Here is a 16222-nt window from a genome sequence, read left to right on the forward strand (position 1 = left end):
TCAGCGCCCGCGGTCCGGCCGGTCAGCCGCCGACGAACGCGCCGGCCAGAGCGCGATCCGCCGACCGGCCGTCGATGACCATGGTGCCGGCGATCTTGTCGTGCAGGCACTGGTGGAGGGGCTCGTCCCAGAACTGCGACAGCACGTTGAGCAGGCCGAGGAGTCCAAGGATCGGTATGACGTTGACGAGCATGAACCCGGGCGGATAGACCGCCGCGCGTCCCAGGGCTCTCCCGGTGGGCAAGGGGGCGCCGGGCGGCGTCGCGAGCACGACCCGAAGGCCCAGCCACCGCTTGCCCAGGGTCTTCCCCCACATGGCGAGCTGCAGCCCCTCATAAAGGAAGAAGGTCGCGGCCAGGATGATCACCATCCCGGCGACGCCGATATTCGTCCAGGTGGTCTCGCCGTAGGGATCCTCGTGCGCCACGAACATGATCCAAGGGACGGCCAGTGCCATCGCCGTCAACGTCATGATCACGAAATCGATCATTCGGGCCAGGAGCCGCTTGCCCCGGTGGGCGAGCGGCGGCAGCGGCCCGGTGACCGTCCCCGGCCCGTACGGAAGTGCGGGCGGCGCGTAGGAGGGCGGCGGTCCGTACGCGGGAGGCATTCCGTACGGTGGCGGCGCGCCCTGCGGAGGCGCTCCGTAAGAGGGCGGGACGTCCTGGAGCGAGGGCGGCTCTTCCCGCCCACTGTTCGGTGTCGGCTCCTCGCCGGACATGAGATACCTCGCCGTCCTCCATGATCACCGGACGTCGATCGTATCGATCCAAGATCGACTAAGGGGTGTTCCGCGGGAGCCGGCTCCGGCCGTGACCGGATCCGGCCCAGTGGGGACGCGGGCCGAGCCGTGACGTCCCGGCCGTGGCGGTGTCAGACCACGGCGCCGTCGTCGTCGGGGGGGTCGTCGCCCATGCGGAGTACGAGCGCGACGAAGCCGCCGATGAACGCCGCGACGGCGGCGAACGCCGCCCAGCTCGGGACCGCCCAGCCGAGGAACACCGACAGCACCAGGTACACCGGCCCGCCGAGCAGCGCGATCCACGCGAACCGCGTCATCGGGTCCGCCTTGGGGAGCGGCGGTGGGGGCGGGGGGACGAAGTGGTCCTCGTCCTCGTCCTCGTCCTCGGAGGCGGGCTTGACGACGCGCGCGGTCACGGTGCGCTCCGTACCGGAGTCCTCGCCGGACAGCGCGGCGGCCTCCTCGGGGCCTTCGTCGATGTTCTCCTCGGCGGGCCAGGGCGTCTCGTCGCCGTCCGCCGGACGGTCGAACCCCGCCACGATCTCGGCGAAGATCTCGTCCTCGTCGCGTGAGGCGGCGTAGTCCGCGCGCAACTCGGGAAGGCGTCGTTCGAGGATGTCCTCGGCGGCCTGCTTGGCCTCCGCGTCGGCGTACAGCCGGTCGGTGGGCTCCTCGGGCAGCCGTACGTCGAGGTAGCCGCCGGTCGTGCCCGGCGCCGGCGCCGCGTAGGCGGCGATTCCGACCTCACGGAGGGCGGACAGCATCGCGTCGGCGAGCTGCGGAGTCAGGTCGGCGAGTGGAACGTAGGCGTCCGCCGTGAGCCCGTTGCCGCGCCGACTCATACCCCGGTCTCCCGTCGCATCGTGGCCAGGTCGTCGTGCGGCACGTCGGTCGTGCGTGACCGGACGTCCGGCGTCAACGCCATGGCGCCTCCCCTCGAACTGCCGTCGGCCGACGCTTCAAGATGAGCCTACGGCTCCCGCGCCGCGCAATGACGAAAACGTGCGGTGTGTGGATGTGGGTGTGTCCGGCCTGAGATGGGAAGATGATTATCATCCCACGGACGGGTGAACGGCAGGGGGTAGGGGAAGGCGGGGCGTTGTTCTACTGGGTCGTCAAGGCGATCTTGGGTCCCATTCTGTACCTGGTCTGGCTACCACGGGCGCGCGGGACGCGTAACGTGCCGCGCCACGGCCCGGCGATCCTGGTCGGCAACCATCTGTCGTTCGCCGACCACTTCTTCGGGCCGCTGCCGTTGCCGCGCAAGGTCACGTTCCTGGCGAAGGCGGAGTACTTCACCGGGACGGGCGTGAAGGGCTTCCTCAGCCGGATGTTCTTCAGCGGCGTCGGGCAGGTGCCCATCGACCGTACGGGCGGCCGGGCGAGCGAGGCCGCGCTGCGGACCGGGCTGCGGGTGCTGGCCGAGGGGAGGCTGCTCGGCATCTACCCGGAGGGGACCCGCGCGCCGGACAACCGGCTGTACCGAGGCAAGACCGGGGTGGCCCGGCTCGCCCTGGAGTCGCGTGCGCCGGTCGTGCCGATGGCCATGATCAACACGTTCGAGCTGATGCCCTCCGGGCGGCGGCTGCCCCGGTTGCGCCCGCGCCCCGAGGTGCGGTTCGGTGAGCCCCTCGACTTCTCCCGGTATTACGGCATGGCCCACGACAGGGTCGTGCTGCGGGCGGTGACCGACGAGATCATGTACGCGATCATGCGGCTGTCCGGGCAGGAGTACGTCGATCGGTACGCCGGCGACGTGAAGCAGGACACGGCGCCGGGCCCGGTCGAGGCGGCAGGGCATCCGGCGGACGACCTGACCGAGGCGGAAGAGCAGGGTGCCGAGCGAGCATCAAACACCTCGAAGGGCTGATCAGAGGGGCCGCTTTCCGATATGGTCTAGACCAATCGGGATGGTGGTGTCCTGAGGACGCGCCGCCTTCGATACGTCCTACCCGCACCACTAGTCTGGTCGGGTGAACACAGGGTTACAAAGAGGAGTTGGGCATGCGTGTCGGAGTGCTGACCGGTGGCGGTGACTGCCCCGGGCTGAACGCCGTCATCCGCGCCGTTGTCCGCAAGGGCATCCAGGTCTACGGATACGAGTTCGTCGGCTTCCGCGACGGCTGGCGTGGTCCGCTCGAGGGCGACACCCGGCCGCTCGACGTTCAGGCGGTGCGCGGCATCCTGCCGCGCGGCGGCACGATCCTCGGCTCGTCCCGGACGAACCCGATCAAGATCGAGGGCGGCGTCGAGCGGATCAAGGACAACCTCGCCGGGCTGGGCGTCGACGCGCTCATCGCCATCGGCGGGGAGGACACCCTCGGCGTGGCGCGCCAGCTGCACGACAACGGGGTCAAGGTCGTCGGCGTCCCGAAGACCATCGACAACGACCTGAACGCCACGGACTACACGTTCGGGTTCGACACCGCGGTGAACATCGCGATGGAGGCCATCGACCGGCTGCACACCACGGCCGAGTCGCACCACCGCGCCCTGATCTGCGAGGTCATGGGCAGGCACGCGGGCTGGATCGCGTTGCACGCCGGCATGGCCGCGGGCGCGAACGTCATCCTCATCCCGGAGAAGCCCTTCGACATCGAGAAGGTCTGCGGGTACGTCGAGAGCCGCTTCAAGACGCGCTACGCGCCGATCATCGTGGTGGCCGAGGGCGCACACCCGGTCGACGGCCAGATGGACACGCAGACCCAGGAGCTCGACTCCTTCGGCCACGTGCGCCTCGGCGGCATCGGCGAGCGCCTCGCCGCGGAGATCGAGAAGCGCACCGGCAAGGAGGCCCGCACGACGGTCCTCGGCCACATCCAGCGCGGCGGCACGCCGACCGCGTTCGACCGGGTGCTGGCCACCCGGTTCGGCGTGCACGCCATCGACGCCATCCATGACGGCGCGTACGGCAAGATGGTCGGCCTGGAGGGCACCGAGATCGTGCGCGTCGACCTGAGCGCCGCCACCGACCAGCTCAAGACCGTCCCGGTCCAGCGCTACGAAGAGGCCGAGGTCTTCTTCGGCTGACCGGGCGGCCGGGGCGACCCGGCCCGCACGGCCGTGACCGTCACCGGCCCGTGGTGCCCACTGCGCCACGGGCCGGTCGCGTGTCATCGCCGGGGGAAGACGGGTATGCGCCCTCGCGGTTGGTGCGGGTAGTCGTCATCGTGCGCGACACTTGAGAGGCACCCATTGTCCGTTGGAGGTTAGGACGCATGCCCACGCTCGAGACCGTGACGCAGCCCCAGAACGCCGAGCGGCCCGCCGTCGCCGGTGAGCCCTGCGTTCTGCTCAAACTGGGCGAGATCGTCCTCAAGGGTAAGAACCGCGAGCTGTTCGAGCGGCGGCTGCAGAACAACATCCGCGCCGCCGTGAAGGGGCTCGGCATCAAGATCAACGTCTGGCAGCGCGAAGGCGTCATCGTCGTCCGTGCCGAGAGCGGCGAGCTGGCCGACGTCGACGCCGTGGCCCGGCGGCTCACCGACGTGATGGGCATCGTGTGGGTGCACCGCGCCTGGCGGGTGGCCAAGGACGTCGACGCGACCGTCCAGGCGGCCCTCGACCTCGTCGCGCAGCACCCCGCGCTCGCCCGCAAGGGCGCGTTCGCCATCCGCGCGCGCCGCCGCGACAAGCGCTTCCCGATCACCTCCTCCGACCTCAACGTCCTCGTCGGTTCGAAGGTCAAGGAGCGCTACGACCTTCCGGTCAACCTCAAGCACCCCGACCTCGCGGTCTTCATCGAGGTCGACCAGCGCGAGGTGTTCGTCTTCACCGACGGCATGCCCGGCGCGGGCGGCCTGCCGGTCGGCATGAGCGGCCGGGCGCTGGTGCTCATGTCGGGGGGCATCGACTCGCCCGTCGCCGCGTATCGCATGATGCGCCGCGGACTGCGGGTCGACTTCCTGCACTTCTCCGGGATGCCGTTCACCGGCCCCGAGTCGATCTACAAGGCGTACGCCCTGGTGCGCGAGCTCGACAAGTTTCAGGGCGGGTCGCGGCTGTTCGTCGTGCCGTTCGGCAAGGCGCAGCAGCAGATCAAGTCCTCCGGCGCCGACCGGCTGCAGATCATCGCGCAGCGCCGCCTGATGCTGAAGACCGGCGAGGTCGTCGCGCACAAGCTCGGGGGCGCGGCCCTGATCACGGGCGACTCCCTCGGCCAGGTCAGCAGCCAGACGATGCAGAACATCACCGCCCTCGACGACGCGGTGAACCTGCCGATCCTGCGCCCGCTCATCGGCATGGACAAGACCGAGATCATGGCCGAGGCGCGGAGGATCCACACCTTGAGCATCTCGGAGCTGCCCGACGAGGACTGCTGCACCGTGCTCACCCCCCGCCGCGCCGAGACCCGCGCCAAGATCGACGACCTTCGTCAGATCGAGAAGCGGCTCGACGCGGGGGAGATGGCCGAGCAGCTCGCCGGCAACCTCCAGGAGCACCGCCCCGGCTACGGCGAGCCCACCGCCTGACGCCCGGGAAAGCGGAGGCCCCCGGCTAGGCCGGGGGCCTCTTCGGCTGCTCTTCCGCCAGGGCAAGCTGCGTACGGACGGGCGCATGGTCATGAGCTCGTGATGGCCCCCGAATGAACCGCCCATTTGGGAGGCACACCCATGTATTGGGCACCGACGGCACGCCACTGCGTCAGCCGCCGTCCACTGAGACGATAATTTTCGCGCCTGAGTAGACACCGTGGAAACACACGGGTTCCCCCAACGGCGTTGGTGGCCGACCACCGTGACCCGCGCGGGCGGCCGCTCTTCTGCAAACGCCCTCTCGATAGGCGATCTGCATCGGGCTACCGCTCCGGTTTCGCCCGGAACTTACTGGGAGCGGGTGGGGAGGGTGAGGGTCAGCAGGCTGGCGGCGAGGAGGGCCAGGCCGCCGAGGGCGATCGCGCCCAGGTGCTCGCCGAGGACGAACAACCCCAGGAGTGCCGCGACCGCGGGTTCGGCCAGGGTGAGGGTGGTCGCGGCGGCCACCGGCGTCGTCCGCAGGCCCCGGCCGTACAGCAGGTAGCCGATCCCGGTCGTGATCACGCCGAGATAGACGGCCGCCGCCGCGCCGCCTCCGGTGAACAGCCAGCCGGAGCCCGCGATCAGCAGCACCGGTAGCAGCAGCACGCCGGACCCGCCGAACAGCGCGCCGAGCACCGCCCGGCTGTCGTCGCCGCGCGTGATGAGGTACGAAGCGACGGTGGCGTACGCGGCGTAGCCGAACCCGGACAGCAGGGCCAGCGCGACGCCCGCGGGCTCGACACCGGCCGCCTGGCCGCCCAGGGTCAGCGCCGCACATCCGGCGACCGCTCCGGCCGTGGACAGCATCCAGCGTGGGGTCAGCGTCCCCATGCGCAGGAGCCGGGACAGCAGGCCGGCGAAGACCGGACCGCTGCCGATCGTGACGACGGTCCCGGTCGCCACGCCGGTGCGGGCGACCGCGCTGAAGAACGCCGTCTGGTAGACGGCGACGAGCACCGCGCCCAGGAGGAGCACCAGCCGGGTGCGGGTGCCGCGGGCGAGCAGGGGCCGCAGCCCGCCGCCGCGCAGGGCGACGGCGAACAGGAAGGCACCCCCGATGAGGAGGCGGGCGGCGCCCACCGCGACCGGGTCGGCGTGGACGAAGCTGCGTACGGTGCCGGTCGTGCCCCACAGGGCGGCGGCCAGGACGATGTCGGCGGACCCGCCGAGCCCGCGGCGCGCGGGCGAGGAGACCTCAGTGGTGGTCAAGGAGAACGCTCCAGAAGACGTACGGTTCGGGGTACGCGAATCCGGGGCGTGCCGAAGAGCCGCTTCAGTGCGGCGTCACAGAAGGCGTCCGGCGGTGCCGGGCGTGCGTGCGGTGGCCCCGGTCAGGAGCGGGGCGGCCCGAGCTGGGCGGTGTAGTACGCCATGACGGGGAGACTACCGTCCGCGTGGCGCGGCGCGCCGCCCGGGGGGGCGTGGTCCGGGCGGCGCACCGCGAGGTCAGACCTGGGTGAGGGTGCGGCCGACCACCGGCGGCAGGGCGCGCACGGTCTCGGCGAGCTCCCGCACGTCACCGTCGACGAGGGCCTGCGGGCCGTCGCACAGCGCGGTCTCCGGGTGCGGGTGCACGTCGATGATCACGCCGTCGGCGCCGATCGCGATCGCCGCGCGGGTCAGCGGCAGGACCAGGTCGCGGCGGCCGCCGGAGTGGGACGGGTCGACGATGACGGGCAGGTGCGACAGCCGCTGTGCCACCGGGACGGCCGAGATGTCCAGGGTGTTGCGGGTGGCCTTCTCGAACGTGCGGATGCCGCGCTCGCACAGCACGATGTCGAGGTTGCCGCGCTGGGCGATGTACTCGGCGGCCATCAGCCACTCCTCGATCGTGGCGTTCATGCCGCGCTTGAGCATGACCGGCCTGCCGGCGGCGCCGACCGCCTGCAGCAGCGCGAAGTTCTGCATGTTCCGGGTGCCGACCTGGAGCATGTCGGCGTAGGAGGCGACGAGCTCGACGTCGCGGGCGTCCACGACCTCGGTGACGATGGGCATGCCCGTCTCGGCGCGTACGTCGGCCAGGATGCCCAAGCCCTTCTCGCCGAGTCCCTGGAAGGCGTAGGGGGAGGTGCGCGGCTTGAAAGCCCCGCCGCGCAGCAGGGTCGCGCCCGCGGACCGGGCCATCAGCGCCGCCTCGAGGGTCTGCTCCGGCGTCTCGACCGCGCACGGCCCGGCGATGAGCGTCATGGTGCCGGGGCCGATCGGCACCCCGCCGACCCGGACGACCGAGCGGTCGGGGTGGTTCTCCCTGCTGATCAGCTTGTACGGCACGGAGATCCGCACCACGTCGGTGACGCCGGGCAGGGCGTGGAGGTTCAGCGTCCCGAACTGCTCGACGTCGCCGACCAGCCCGATGATCGTACGGTTGACGCCGCGGCTGACGAACGCCTCACCGCCCGCCTTCTCGACGAGCCCGACGACGGCCTGGATGTGCGCTTCCTCCGCCTCGGCGGACATGACGACGACCATGGTGCTCCCCATTTCTGCGAAAACGACAGATGCCCCGGACCCATCGGGCCCGGGGCATCTGTCAGTGGTTGCCTTTTAGCGCAGCGTCCTCCTGGCAGCCACCCGTGTCCCGGGCCCGCCATAGGTAAAGGAGAAGACGTTGCTCACGGAGCACAGCGTAGCCGATGTCCGGAGGGCGTGCGGGGGGAGGGGTTCGGCGGACTCCGCCCGCGGGGGGTGGCAGGATGGCGATGACCATGAGCGCGCATTCGGAGTGGCAAGGACGACGCGGTGGGGCCTGATGATCGGCTCCCGCCGGGACAGTACGTCCCGCGCGGCTGGCCCGTCCTGCACTACGGCCCGGTGCCGAAGTTCCGCCCCGACACCTGGGACCTGCGGGTGTACGGCGCCACCGAGTCGGGGCGGGAGTACGCCTGGACCTGGCCGCAGGTGCAGGCGATGCCGCGCGCGAAGGTCAGCGCCGACTTCCACTGCGTCACGAAGTTCACCGTGCCCGACGTCGGGTGGGAGGGCGTCCTCACGGCCATGCTGGTCGAGCTGGCGCCACCGGCCGACGACGCCACCCACGTCATGGTGTGGGCGGACTACGGCTACAGCGCCAACCTGCGGATGATCGATTTCCTGGACGACAGGGCGCTGCTGGCCACTCATCAGGGCGGTGAGCCGCTCACCCCCGACCACGGCGCGCCGCTGCGGATGGTCGTGCCGCACCTGTACGCCTGGAAGAGCGTGAAATGGGTGCGCGCCATCGAATACCTCACCGTGGATCGCCGTGGCTTCTGGGAGGAGCGCGGCTACCACAACATCGCCGATCCCTGGCATGAGCAGCGGTACTCCTACCAGGAGGACGAGCCTCCGGCGTGAGAGTCCACGCGGAACGGACCGCCGGGCTCCCCGATCCGACGCCCATTCCGGGCGAGCTCCGAGGTGACTTGCCGAAATACCGGCGATTGCGTGACGATGGCATTACCGTCTGTGGTCATGCTGGGGATTTCGGCCGAGGCCGTGCTCGCCGCCACGGCCGCCCTGACGGCGGCCGCGGCCGGATGGTCGTTGGGCTCGGCCCGCCGGCGCGGGGACGACGCGCCGGGCGGTGAGGCGTCGTTCGCCGTCCTGCACACCATCTCCCTCGCGTCGGCCTCCCTGCGGACCGGCCTGACCGAGGAGTCGGCGCGGCGCGCGGCCCGTCACCTGAGGGAGCTCCTCGGCGTGCCGGCCGTCGCGATCACCGACACCGAGCGCCTGCTCGCCTGGGAGGGCGCCGGGGAGGTCCACTCCGCGACCGTGTTCCCGCTCGCCTCACCGGTCCTCACGACCGGGCGGCCACGCGTCGCCGTCCCCGAGCCGGTCGCGTGCGGCGACCCCGGCTGCCCCATCCGGGTCGCGCTGATCGCGCCGCTGACCATCGAGGGCCGCGTCGCCGGGGCCCTGGCGGCGTACGGCGGGGGCGTCCGCGACGAACGCCTGCAGACCCTCGGCGAGGTGGCCCGCTGGGCCTCCGGGCAACTGGAGCTGGCCGAGCTCGAGTCGTCGAAGACCCGCCTCGTTGAGGCGGAGATGAGGGCGCTGCGCGCCCAGATCTCCCCGCACTTCGTCTACAACTCGCTGACCACGATCGCGTCCTTCGTGCGCACCGATCCCGAGCGGGCCCGCGAGCTGCTGCTCGACTTCGCCGACTTCGCGCGCTACTCCTTCCGCGACCAGCGGGACTTCACGACGCTGGCCGAGGAGTTGCGGTCGATCCACCGGTACCTCCTGCTGGAGCGGGCGCGCTTCGGCGACGAGCGGCTGCGGTTCAGCGTCGAGATCGCCCCGGAGGTGCTCCCGGTCGCGGTGCCGTTCCTGTCCCTGCAGCCGCTGGTCGAGAACGCCATCCGGCACGGCATGCAGTACGGCGCCGAGCGGCTCCACGTCCGGATCGTGGCGCGGGACGCGGGCGCCGAGGCGGCGATCAGCGTGGAGGACGACGGGGTCGGCATGGATCCCGGCAAGCTGCGGGCCCTCCTGGAGGAGGGCGGAGAGAGCGCTCCGCACGGCGGCATCGGCCTGGTCAACGTCGACCACCGCCTGCGTCAGGTGTACGGAGAGGAGTACGGCCTGGTCATCGAGACGGCCGTCGGGGCGGGCATGAAGGTCAGCCTACGCGTGCCCAAGAGCCACACGGCCGTCGCCGCTCGGTAAAAGAAACCAACTACTTGGTGAAACGAGTTGCATACCGAGAGTAAAAGAGGGAGTCTCCTGCCATGCTTCGCGTGCTCGCCGCCGATGATGAGGCCCCCGCGCTGGAGGAGCTCACCTATCTGCTCCGCCGACATCCGCGGATCGAGCACGTCAAGGCCGCGCGGGACGCCGCGGAGGCGCTTCGCGAGATCGGGCGGATGATCAAGAGCGGGGAGCGGCTCGACGCGGTCTTCCTCGACATCTGCATGCCCGCGCTCGACGGACTCGACTTCGCGCGCCTCGCCGCCGGCTTCGCCGACCCGCCCGCCATCGTCTTCGTCACCGCGCACGACGAGTTCGCCGTCACCGCCTTCGAGTTCGGCGCCGTCGACTACCTCCTGAAGCCCATCGACCCCGACCGTCTCAGCGAGGCCGTGCGCCGCGTCGACGAGGCCGTCCACCGGGACACCACCCCGCCCGAGCCGGAGGCGGACGAGGTCATCCCGGTGGAGCTGGGCGGGCGCACCCGGCTGATCTCCCGTGCCGACGTCACCCATGCCGAGACCCACGGCGACTACATCCGCCTGCACACCGCAGACGGCAGCTACCTCCTCCGGATGCCGCTGGCCGTCCTCGCCGAGCGCTGGCAGGCCGCCGGGTTCATCCGCATCCACCGCAAGACGCTCGTCGCCGCCGCGCACATCACCGAGCTCCGCTTCGAGGAGGGCCGTGTGCTCCTGGAGATCGGCGACCGGCTGCTGCCGGTGAGCCGCCGCCACACGCGGGAGGTCCGCGACCTGCTGATCCGCCGGTTCCGGCAGAGGCCCGAACCCCCAGATGAGTGAACGCGTCACCGTCACCGGTCCGCGTGGACGCTCGGCGCGGCCCCTGCGCCGCACCACCGGTGACCGGAGCCGCGTCGACGCGGCTCCGGTCCGGGCACTCATGCGCGTCCAGGCCGGGCACGCCGCGCTGACCTGCGCGATCGTCGCGCTGGTCGCCGGTGGGCTGCCGCTGCTGTTCGCGTGGGAGCCCGCGCTGTCACGGGTCCGGCTGTTCGGCGTACGCCTGCCCTGGCTGGTCCTGTGCGCGGTCGTTCCCGTCGTGTGGGTGGCCGTGGCGCGCCGGCACGTACGCCTTGCCGAGCGTGCCGAACGCGACTTCGCCGCCATGACCCGGCACGAGTGACCGGAGCACGTGCCGACGCCATACCCCCCGGAAGGTGGTGGGACTCGCCGCCCGGCGAGGAGAACAAATGATCACAATGCTCGCGATGGCCCTGCTCATCGCCTCACTCGCGACCGTGCCGGCGCGGGGCCGGCCCGCCCAGGTCTGCGACCTCTACACCGCCGCCCGCGAGGTGTCGCCCTGGTGGAACGCCTCGGCGATCAGCGGCGAGTACGTCTCCGCGGCGGCCTTCCTCGGCATGGCCGGTCTCGTGCTCGCGTACGGCGCCGACATGCTGTGGCTGCCGATCGGCGCCGCCGCCGGTCACGTCGTGCTGCTCGCCCTCGTCACGGCTCCCCTGCGGCGCTCCGGGGCGTACACCCTGTCGGACTTCGCCGAATGGCGGCTGGGTTCGCGGCGGGTTCGCCGTGCCGTCAGCACGTGCGTCCTCGTCATCGGGTGGTTCTACCTCCTCCCGCAGTTCCAGGGCGCCGGAGTGACCCTGTCGGTGATCAGCGGACTGCCCGTGTGGATGGGCTGGCTCGTGGTGATGGCGGCGGTCGTCGTGCTCGTCCTCCCGGGCGGGGTGCGCAGCATCACCGGCGTGCAGGCCGTGCAGTTCTGGCTGAAGCTGACGGCCGTGGCCGTCCCCGCGCTGGTCTTCCTGGCCGTGTGGCGGCTGCAGAACGACGCGGACGCCGCGCGGCCGCCGTACTTCCACCGTGAGACGACCGTGACGGCCGACACGGGCGCGGGCATCCACCTGGCGGCACCGGCCGTGGTGGCGGTCACCGGCGTCCTCGACGGCCGTCGCCACAGCGGCGAGCGGCTTCACCTCGCGGCGGGCCGGCACCGGGTGCGGGCCGGCACCCGGCTCCGCTTCCCCGCGGGCGCGGCGGTGCCCCACACGTCGCGGATCGCGCTGCTGCGCGGCGACCGCTGGGCGACGCCGTTCGCGGGCGGCCGTGAACACCCGCTGGCCGCCACCTACTCCGTGCTCCTCGCGACGATCCTCGGGACCATGGGCCTGCCGCAGATCACGGTGCGGTTCTACACCAACGCGTGCGGGCGCACGGCCCGGCGCACGGCCGGGCTCGTCGTCCTGATGCTGGCGGTGTTCTCCCTCTTCCCGGCCCTGTTCGGCACCCTCGGCCGGCTCTACACGCCGGAACTGCTGATGACCGGGGACACCGACGCGACGTTGCTCCTGCTGCCGCACCGGATCGTCCCCGGCGTCACCGGAGACCTGCTCACCGCCCTGGTCGCGACGGGGGCGTTCGCCGCCTTCACCTCGACGTCCTGCGGCGTCGTGGTCGCCGTGTCGGGCAGCATCGCCCAGGGCCTCGGCGGCGGGACCCGCGGCTTCCGTACCGCCGTCCTGGTCGCGGTGGCCGTGCCGCTGCTGCTCGCGCCCTGGGCCTGCACGCCGCAGTCGGCGGCCCTGGTGACCGTCGCGTTCGTCGTCGCCGCCTCGTCACTGTGCCCCGTGCTCGTGCTCGGCGTGTGGTGGCGGCGGCTCACCCCGCCCGGCGCGATGACCGGGGTCGTCGCCGGCGGCCTGCCGGCCACCGCCGCCGGGCTCGCGCGGGTGCTCGGCGATCCCGGCCCGGGCTCCGGCTGGCTGGGCACGCTCGTCGAGCAACCGGCGATCCTGACCGTTCCCCTGGCGTTCGCGGCGACGATCGCGGTGTCGTTGCTCACCCCCGGCCGGGTTCCCGAGCGCACGGACCGTGCGATGGCCCGGATGCACCTCCCCGAGGAACTCCTGCCGGAGGGGCCGCGCTGACGCCGTTCGTCGCGCCCCACCGACCGCTCGGCTCCCACTTACGGAACGTATACCGCTCACTACTAACCGTTTGCCGAGGCGAGGCCAATATGGGTTTCGCGGGGCGGCGCGGGGACCCTAGGGTTTCGGACACAGCGACGTTCTCCGGACGGCCGCCAGGCTCCGACTCGGGGGGGTGGATGCCAGGCGGCGCGCCTGGGTGCTGCTGAACGGTCGGGGGGTTGTTCAGCGGCACCCAGGCCTTTTTCATGCCGAGGCCGGGTCAGCCGTCGCGGAGTTTCTTGAGGGTCTCGATGTCGGCGCGGTGCGGTTCGGCGCTGCGGCCCGGGGTCTCGATCACGAGGGGCACGCCGCGGCTGACCGGATGGCGGAACAGCTCGGCGAACGGGGCGGCGCCGATCAGCCCGGCTCCGATGTTCTCGTGGCGGTCCCGGCACGAGCCGCACGCGTCCTTGCTGTCGTTCGCGTGGATGAGCCCCAGCCGGTCGGCGCCGGCGGTCTCGGCCAGCGCGTCGAGGGTCTCCGCGACGCCGCCCGGCGCCGTCAGGTCGTGTCCGGCGGCGAACGCGTGGCAGGTGTCGAGGCAGATTCCGGCGCGCGGATGACGGTCGATGGCGTCGAGGTACGGGCCGAGGTCTCCGACCGTGGCGCACAGCATGTTGCCCTGGCCGGCCATCGGCTCCAGGAGCAGGTCGGGACCGTCGGCGGGGATCTCGTCGAGCAGGGGCAGCAGGTGCTCGCGGATCTGCCGCATGGCGTCCTCCCGCGGCTGCGACACCGCGGAGCCGGTGTGCACGACCACGCCCCGCGCGCCGATCACGGCGCCACGCTGGAGGGCGTGCCGGATCGAGGCGACGGAGCCCGCGATGGTCTCGGGGCTCGGTGAGCCGAGGTTGATGAGGTAGGGCGCGTGCACGAACACCGGCAGGTCGTGCTGCTCGCTGTGTTCGCGCAGCCGCCGGTCCTCGGCGGGCTTCCCGGCGGCGCGTGCCCAGCCCCGTGGATTGCTCACGAAGACCTGGACGGCCTCGGCCCCGATCTCGGCGGCGTAGCGGAGCCCGCCGGTCGCGAGCCCGCCCGCCACCGGAACGTGCGCCCCGATCGGATTGATGCGTTCACTGGCCATGACCGATCCAGCTTAGTGCCGTGCCGGGGATCCTCATCCGGCCGGTCGGCCGACGCCGAGGCCCCGTGGCGACGGCGGCGCTCAGTGCCAGATGTTGATGACCGTTCCCCGCGGCAGCGGACCGGGAGCTCCGGGATCCTGGCCGGTGACGACGTCCGACGGCTGACCGCCGCTGGCCTGGACCCGGAAACCGCTGTTGATCAGCGCCGTGGCGGCCTGCTGCATCGGCTGGCCGACCACGTTGGGAACGGGGGCCGGCTGGCCTGCGTTCTGATCCTTCCCGTTCATGCGATTGAACAGGCAGGGCAGGTCGAAGGGCGCGCACTTCTTCTCGGCCCTGGTCACGTTGACCTGGACGGCCTGGCCGGGCGTGAGAGGCGAACCGGCGGGCGGGTTCTGGCCGATCACGGTGTTCGGCTGCTGCCCGTCGCCCGGGTCCTGCTCCTGCCACTGCACGTTGAGACCGAGCTTGGCCAGCTTCTGGGCGGCCACCTCACGCTTCAGGTTGACGAGGCTCGGCATCTTGATGCCGGTGCTGACCACGAGGGTGACCGGGTCATCCGGGCTCTGCTCCGTGCCGGCCGCCGGGCGCGTCTTGATCACCGAGCCGTTCGGCACGGTGGTGCTGGCCAGCTTGTCCAAGTCGCCGGCCTTGAGGCCCTTCTGCTGCAGCAGTTGCTTGGCCTCCTCGACCGGCTTGCCCTTGACGTCCGGGATCGCGACCGGCTGCTTGCCCTTGGACAGGATCAGCGTGAGCAGAGTGCCCTTCTTGACCTCCGTGCCCGGCTGCGGCTGGACCTCGGCGACCTTGTCCTTCGGGACGTTCGGGTCGAAGCGCGAAGAGCCGACCTTGATCTTGAAGCCGACCTTCTCGGCGCTGACGCGGGCCTGCTCCTCGGTCAGCCCCGTCAGCGTGGGCACACGCTCCTTGTTGCCCACCGTCTGGAACCACACGACCCCGCCGAGCAGCAGCACGACGGCGAGACCGGCCGCGATCAGCCCGTACAGGCCAGGCGGCCGCAGCAGCCGATCCCGCATGGTCGGAGGGGACGGCGGCTGGTGGTGGATCGCCATCGTCTGCGGGTTGAACGTCTGCGTCCCCGCGTGCGGCGGTGCGTAGCCGCCCGGGTGCTGGCCGAACATCTGCGTCGAGCCGTCGGCGGACGTGGCGCCGAGGGCGGTGGCGGGCGAGAGCGAGGCGGGCGGAGGCGGGGGCGCCGCCGCCACTCCGGCCAGCGCCGCGTCGACCTCCGGCGGCAGCAGGCGGTACACCTCGCCGGCCGCGGCGTGGAAGTGGTCGGCGTCGGAGGGGCGGCGCGCCGGGTCGCGGTTGGTGGCGCTGGCCACGAGCGCGTCGAGCTGCGGCGGCAGGCCGGCGATGACGCTCGACGGCAACGGCACGGTCTCGTTGACGTGCTTGTAGGCGACGGCCAGCGGCGTGCCGCCGTCGTACGGCTGGCGGCCGGTCAGCAGCTCGAACAGCATGATGCCCGCGGCGTACACGTCGGTGCGGGCGTCGGCGTCGCCGGAGATGACCTGTTCGGGGGCGAGGTAGCCGACCGTGCCGATGATCATGCCGGTCTTGGTCTGCTTGCTCGCGGTCTCGGCGCGGGCCAGGCCGAAGTCGGCGACCTTCACCTGTCCGTCGGAGGTGAGCAGGACGTTCTCGGGCTTCACGTCGCGGTGGATCAGGCCGGCGCGGTGCGCGGCGCCGAGCGCCGACAGGACCGGCTGCATGACCTGCAGGGCCTCGCGCGGTCCCAGCCGGCCGCGCTCCGTCAGGAGGTCGCGCAGGGTCCGCCCGGGGACGTACTCCATCGCGAGGAACACGTAGCCCTTGTCGGTGCCCTGGTCGTAGACCGCGACGACGTTGGGGTGGGACAGGGCGGCGGCGTGCTTGGCCTCGCCGATGAAACGCCGCACGAACTCCTCGTCGCCGGCGAGGTTTCCGTGCATGACCTTGAGCGCCACCGTACGGTCGAGCTTGGTGTCGTGACCGGCGTAAACGGTGGCCATGCCCCCGCGGGCGACACGTGACCGTACGAGGTAGCGCCCGTCGAGCACCTGCCCGACGAGGGGGTCCGCAACCGTCGTATCCATCAGAGGGAGTGTATTAGGGATCGAGGTGCATACTTGTCACGAGTGTGGATCAAAGCATCAATCCTTGTCCGATCGAGACCATCGCCGAGCCGAACCGCCTGGTGAGCGGCGTGTCCGGCGAGCCCAAGGATCTCGTAACCGATGGCCGGACCGCC

Annotated in this window: 14 protein-coding genes; 8 read left to right on the top strand and 6 right to left on the bottom strand. The window is 71.5% G+C overall.

The window, feature by feature from the left end:
• Positions 1–22 precede the first annotated feature (22 nt).
• Both NE236_RS12010 and NE236_RS12015 read right to left on the bottom strand, forming a co-directional pair.
• A complete protein-coding gene (locus NE236_RS12010) occupies positions 23–721 on the bottom strand; it encodes an RDD family protein (protein WP_252841988.1) in 699 nt (232 codons plus the stop codon).
• A gap of 152 nt (positions 722–873) precedes the next feature.
• Entirely contained in the window at positions 874–1584 is a 711-nt protein-coding gene (locus NE236_RS12015; protein ID WP_252841989.1) for a hypothetical protein, read from the bottom strand.
• A 257-nt stretch (positions 1585–1841) separates the two neighbouring features.
• On the opposite strand from NE236_RS12015, the gene NE236_RS12020 reads away from it, so the two are divergent.
• From NE236_RS12020 to thiI, 3 genes are all read left to right on the top strand, one after another.
• Positions 1842–2612, top strand: coding sequence for a lysophospholipid acyltransferase family protein (locus NE236_RS12020; RefSeq protein ID WP_252841990.1), 771 nt, complete (start codon positions 1842–1844; stop codon positions 2610–2612).
• A 134-nt stretch (positions 2613–2746) separates the two neighbouring features.
• Positions 2747–3772, top strand: a complete 1026-nt coding sequence (locus NE236_RS12025; RefSeq protein WP_252841991.1) for a 6-phosphofructokinase — start codon at positions 2747–2749, stop codon at positions 3770–3772.
• 188 nt (positions 3773–3960) lie between these two features.
• Positions 3961–5214 (top strand): tRNA uracil 4-sulfurtransferase ThiI, encoded by a 1254-nt coding sequence (gene thiI / locus NE236_RS12030; protein WP_252841992.1) that lies wholly within the window; start codon positions 3961–3963, stop codon positions 5212–5214.
• A gap of 351 nt (positions 5215–5565) precedes the next feature.
• Here thiI and NE236_RS12035 read toward each other — a convergent pair whose 3' ends face one another.
• Positions 5566–6468, bottom strand: coding sequence for an EamA family transporter (locus NE236_RS12035; protein ID WP_252841993.1), 903 nt, complete (start codon positions 6466–6468; stop codon positions 5566–5568).
• 237 nt (positions 6469–6705) lie between these two features.
• Positions 6706–7728: a 3-deoxy-7-phosphoheptulonate synthase gene (gene aroF, locus NE236_RS12040; RefSeq protein ID WP_252841994.1), complete on the bottom strand. Its 1023-nt coding sequence runs from the start codon at positions 7726–7728 to the stop codon at positions 6706–6708.
• Positions 7729–7998: 270 nt separating this feature from the next.
• On the opposite strand from aroF, the gene NE236_RS12045 reads away from it, so the two are divergent.
• From NE236_RS12045 to NE236_RS12065, 5 genes are all read left to right on the top strand, one after another.
• A complete protein-coding gene (locus tag NE236_RS12045) occupies positions 7999–8592 on the top strand; it encodes a molybdopterin-dependent oxidoreductase (RefSeq protein ID WP_252841995.1) in 594 nt (197 codons plus the stop codon).
• A gap of 117 nt (positions 8593–8709) precedes the next feature.
• Positions 8710–9909 carry a sensor histidine kinase gene (locus tag NE236_RS12050; RefSeq protein WP_252841996.1) on the top strand — a complete coding sequence of 400 codons (1200 nt, stop codon included), beginning with the start codon at positions 8710–8712 and terminating at the stop codon, positions 9907–9909.
• A 62-nt stretch (positions 9910–9971) separates the two neighbouring features.
• Complete coding sequence (locus tag NE236_RS12055; protein ID WP_252841997.1) at positions 9972–10733, top strand: LytR/AlgR family response regulator transcription factor; 762 nt, start codon at positions 9972–9974, stop codon at positions 10731–10733.
• On the top strand, positions 10726–11076 hold the full coding sequence (locus NE236_RS12060; RefSeq protein WP_252841998.1) for a hypothetical protein: 351 nt from the start codon (positions 10726–10728) through the stop codon (positions 11074–11076). The genes NE236_RS12055 and NE236_RS12060 overlap by 8 nt, the downstream gene beginning before the upstream one ends.
• A gap of 67 nt (positions 11077–11143) precedes the next feature.
• A complete protein-coding gene (locus tag NE236_RS12065; RefSeq protein ID WP_252841999.1) occupies positions 11144–12841 on the top strand; it encodes a sodium/solute symporter in 1698 nt (565 codons plus the stop codon).
• A gap of 262 nt (positions 12842–13103) precedes the next feature.
• Here the strand turns inward: NE236_RS12065 and NE236_RS12070 are convergent, their stop codons facing one another.
• Positions 13104–13967: a deoxyribonuclease IV gene (locus NE236_RS12070; RefSeq protein ID WP_252842000.1), complete on the bottom strand. Its 864-nt coding sequence runs from the start codon at positions 13965–13967 to the stop codon at positions 13104–13106.
• An 81-nt stretch (positions 13968–14048) separates the two neighbouring features.
• Positions 14049–16067 carry a Stk1 family PASTA domain-containing Ser/Thr kinase gene (pknB, locus tag NE236_RS12075; protein ID WP_252842001.1) on the bottom strand — a complete coding sequence of 673 codons (2019 nt, stop codon included), beginning with the start codon at positions 16065–16067 and terminating at the stop codon, positions 14049–14051.
• Between the last annotated feature and the right edge of the window lie 155 nt (positions 16068–16222).

The organism is Actinoallomurus purpureus (genome assembly GCF_024055795.1).
Classification (GTDB): Bacteria; Actinomycetota; Actinomycetes; order Streptosporangiales; family Streptosporangiaceae; genus Actinoallomurus; species Actinoallomurus purpureus.

Bases quoted from the DNA above. Each gene is read 5' to 3' on its own strand.
- NE236_RS12010 (WP_252841988.1), bottom strand. From the start codon at position 721: ATGTCCGGCGAGGAGCCGACACCGAACAGTGGGCGGGAAGAGCCGCCC.
- NE236_RS12015 (WP_252841989.1), bottom strand. From the start codon at position 1,584: ATGAGTCGGCGCGGCAACGGGCTCACGGCGGACGCCTACGTTCCACTC.
- NE236_RS12025 (WP_252841991.1), top strand. From the start codon at position 2,747: ATGCGTGTCGGAGTGCTGACCGGTGGCGGTGACTGCCCCGGGCTGAAC.
- thiI (WP_252841992.1), top strand. From the start codon at position 3,961: ATGCCCACGCTCGAGACCGTGACGCAGCCCCAGAACGCCGAGCGGCCC.
- aroF (WP_252841994.1), bottom strand. From the start codon at position 7,728: ATGGTCGTCGTCATGTCCGCCGAGGCGGAGGAAGCGCACATCCAGGCC.
- NE236_RS12050 (WP_252841996.1), top strand. From the start codon at position 8,710: ATGCTGGGGATTTCGGCCGAGGCCGTGCTCGCCGCCACGGCCGCCCTG.
- NE236_RS12055 (WP_252841997.1), top strand. From the start codon at position 9,972: ATGCTTCGCGTGCTCGCCGCCGATGATGAGGCCCCCGCGCTGGAGGAG.
- NE236_RS12060 (WP_252841998.1), top strand. From the start codon at position 10,726: ATGAGTGAACGCGTCACCGTCACCGGTCCGCGTGGACGCTCGGCGCGG.
- NE236_RS12065 (WP_252841999.1), top strand. From the start codon at position 11,144: ATGATCACAATGCTCGCGATGGCCCTGCTCATCGCCTCACTCGCGACC.
- NE236_RS12070 (WP_252842000.1), bottom strand. From the start codon at position 13,967: ATGGCCAGTGAACGCATCAATCCGATCGGGGCGCACGTTCCGGTGGCG.
- pknB (WP_252842001.1), bottom strand. From the start codon at position 16,067: ATGGATACGACGGTTGCGGACCCCCTCGTCGGGCAGGTGCTCGACGGG.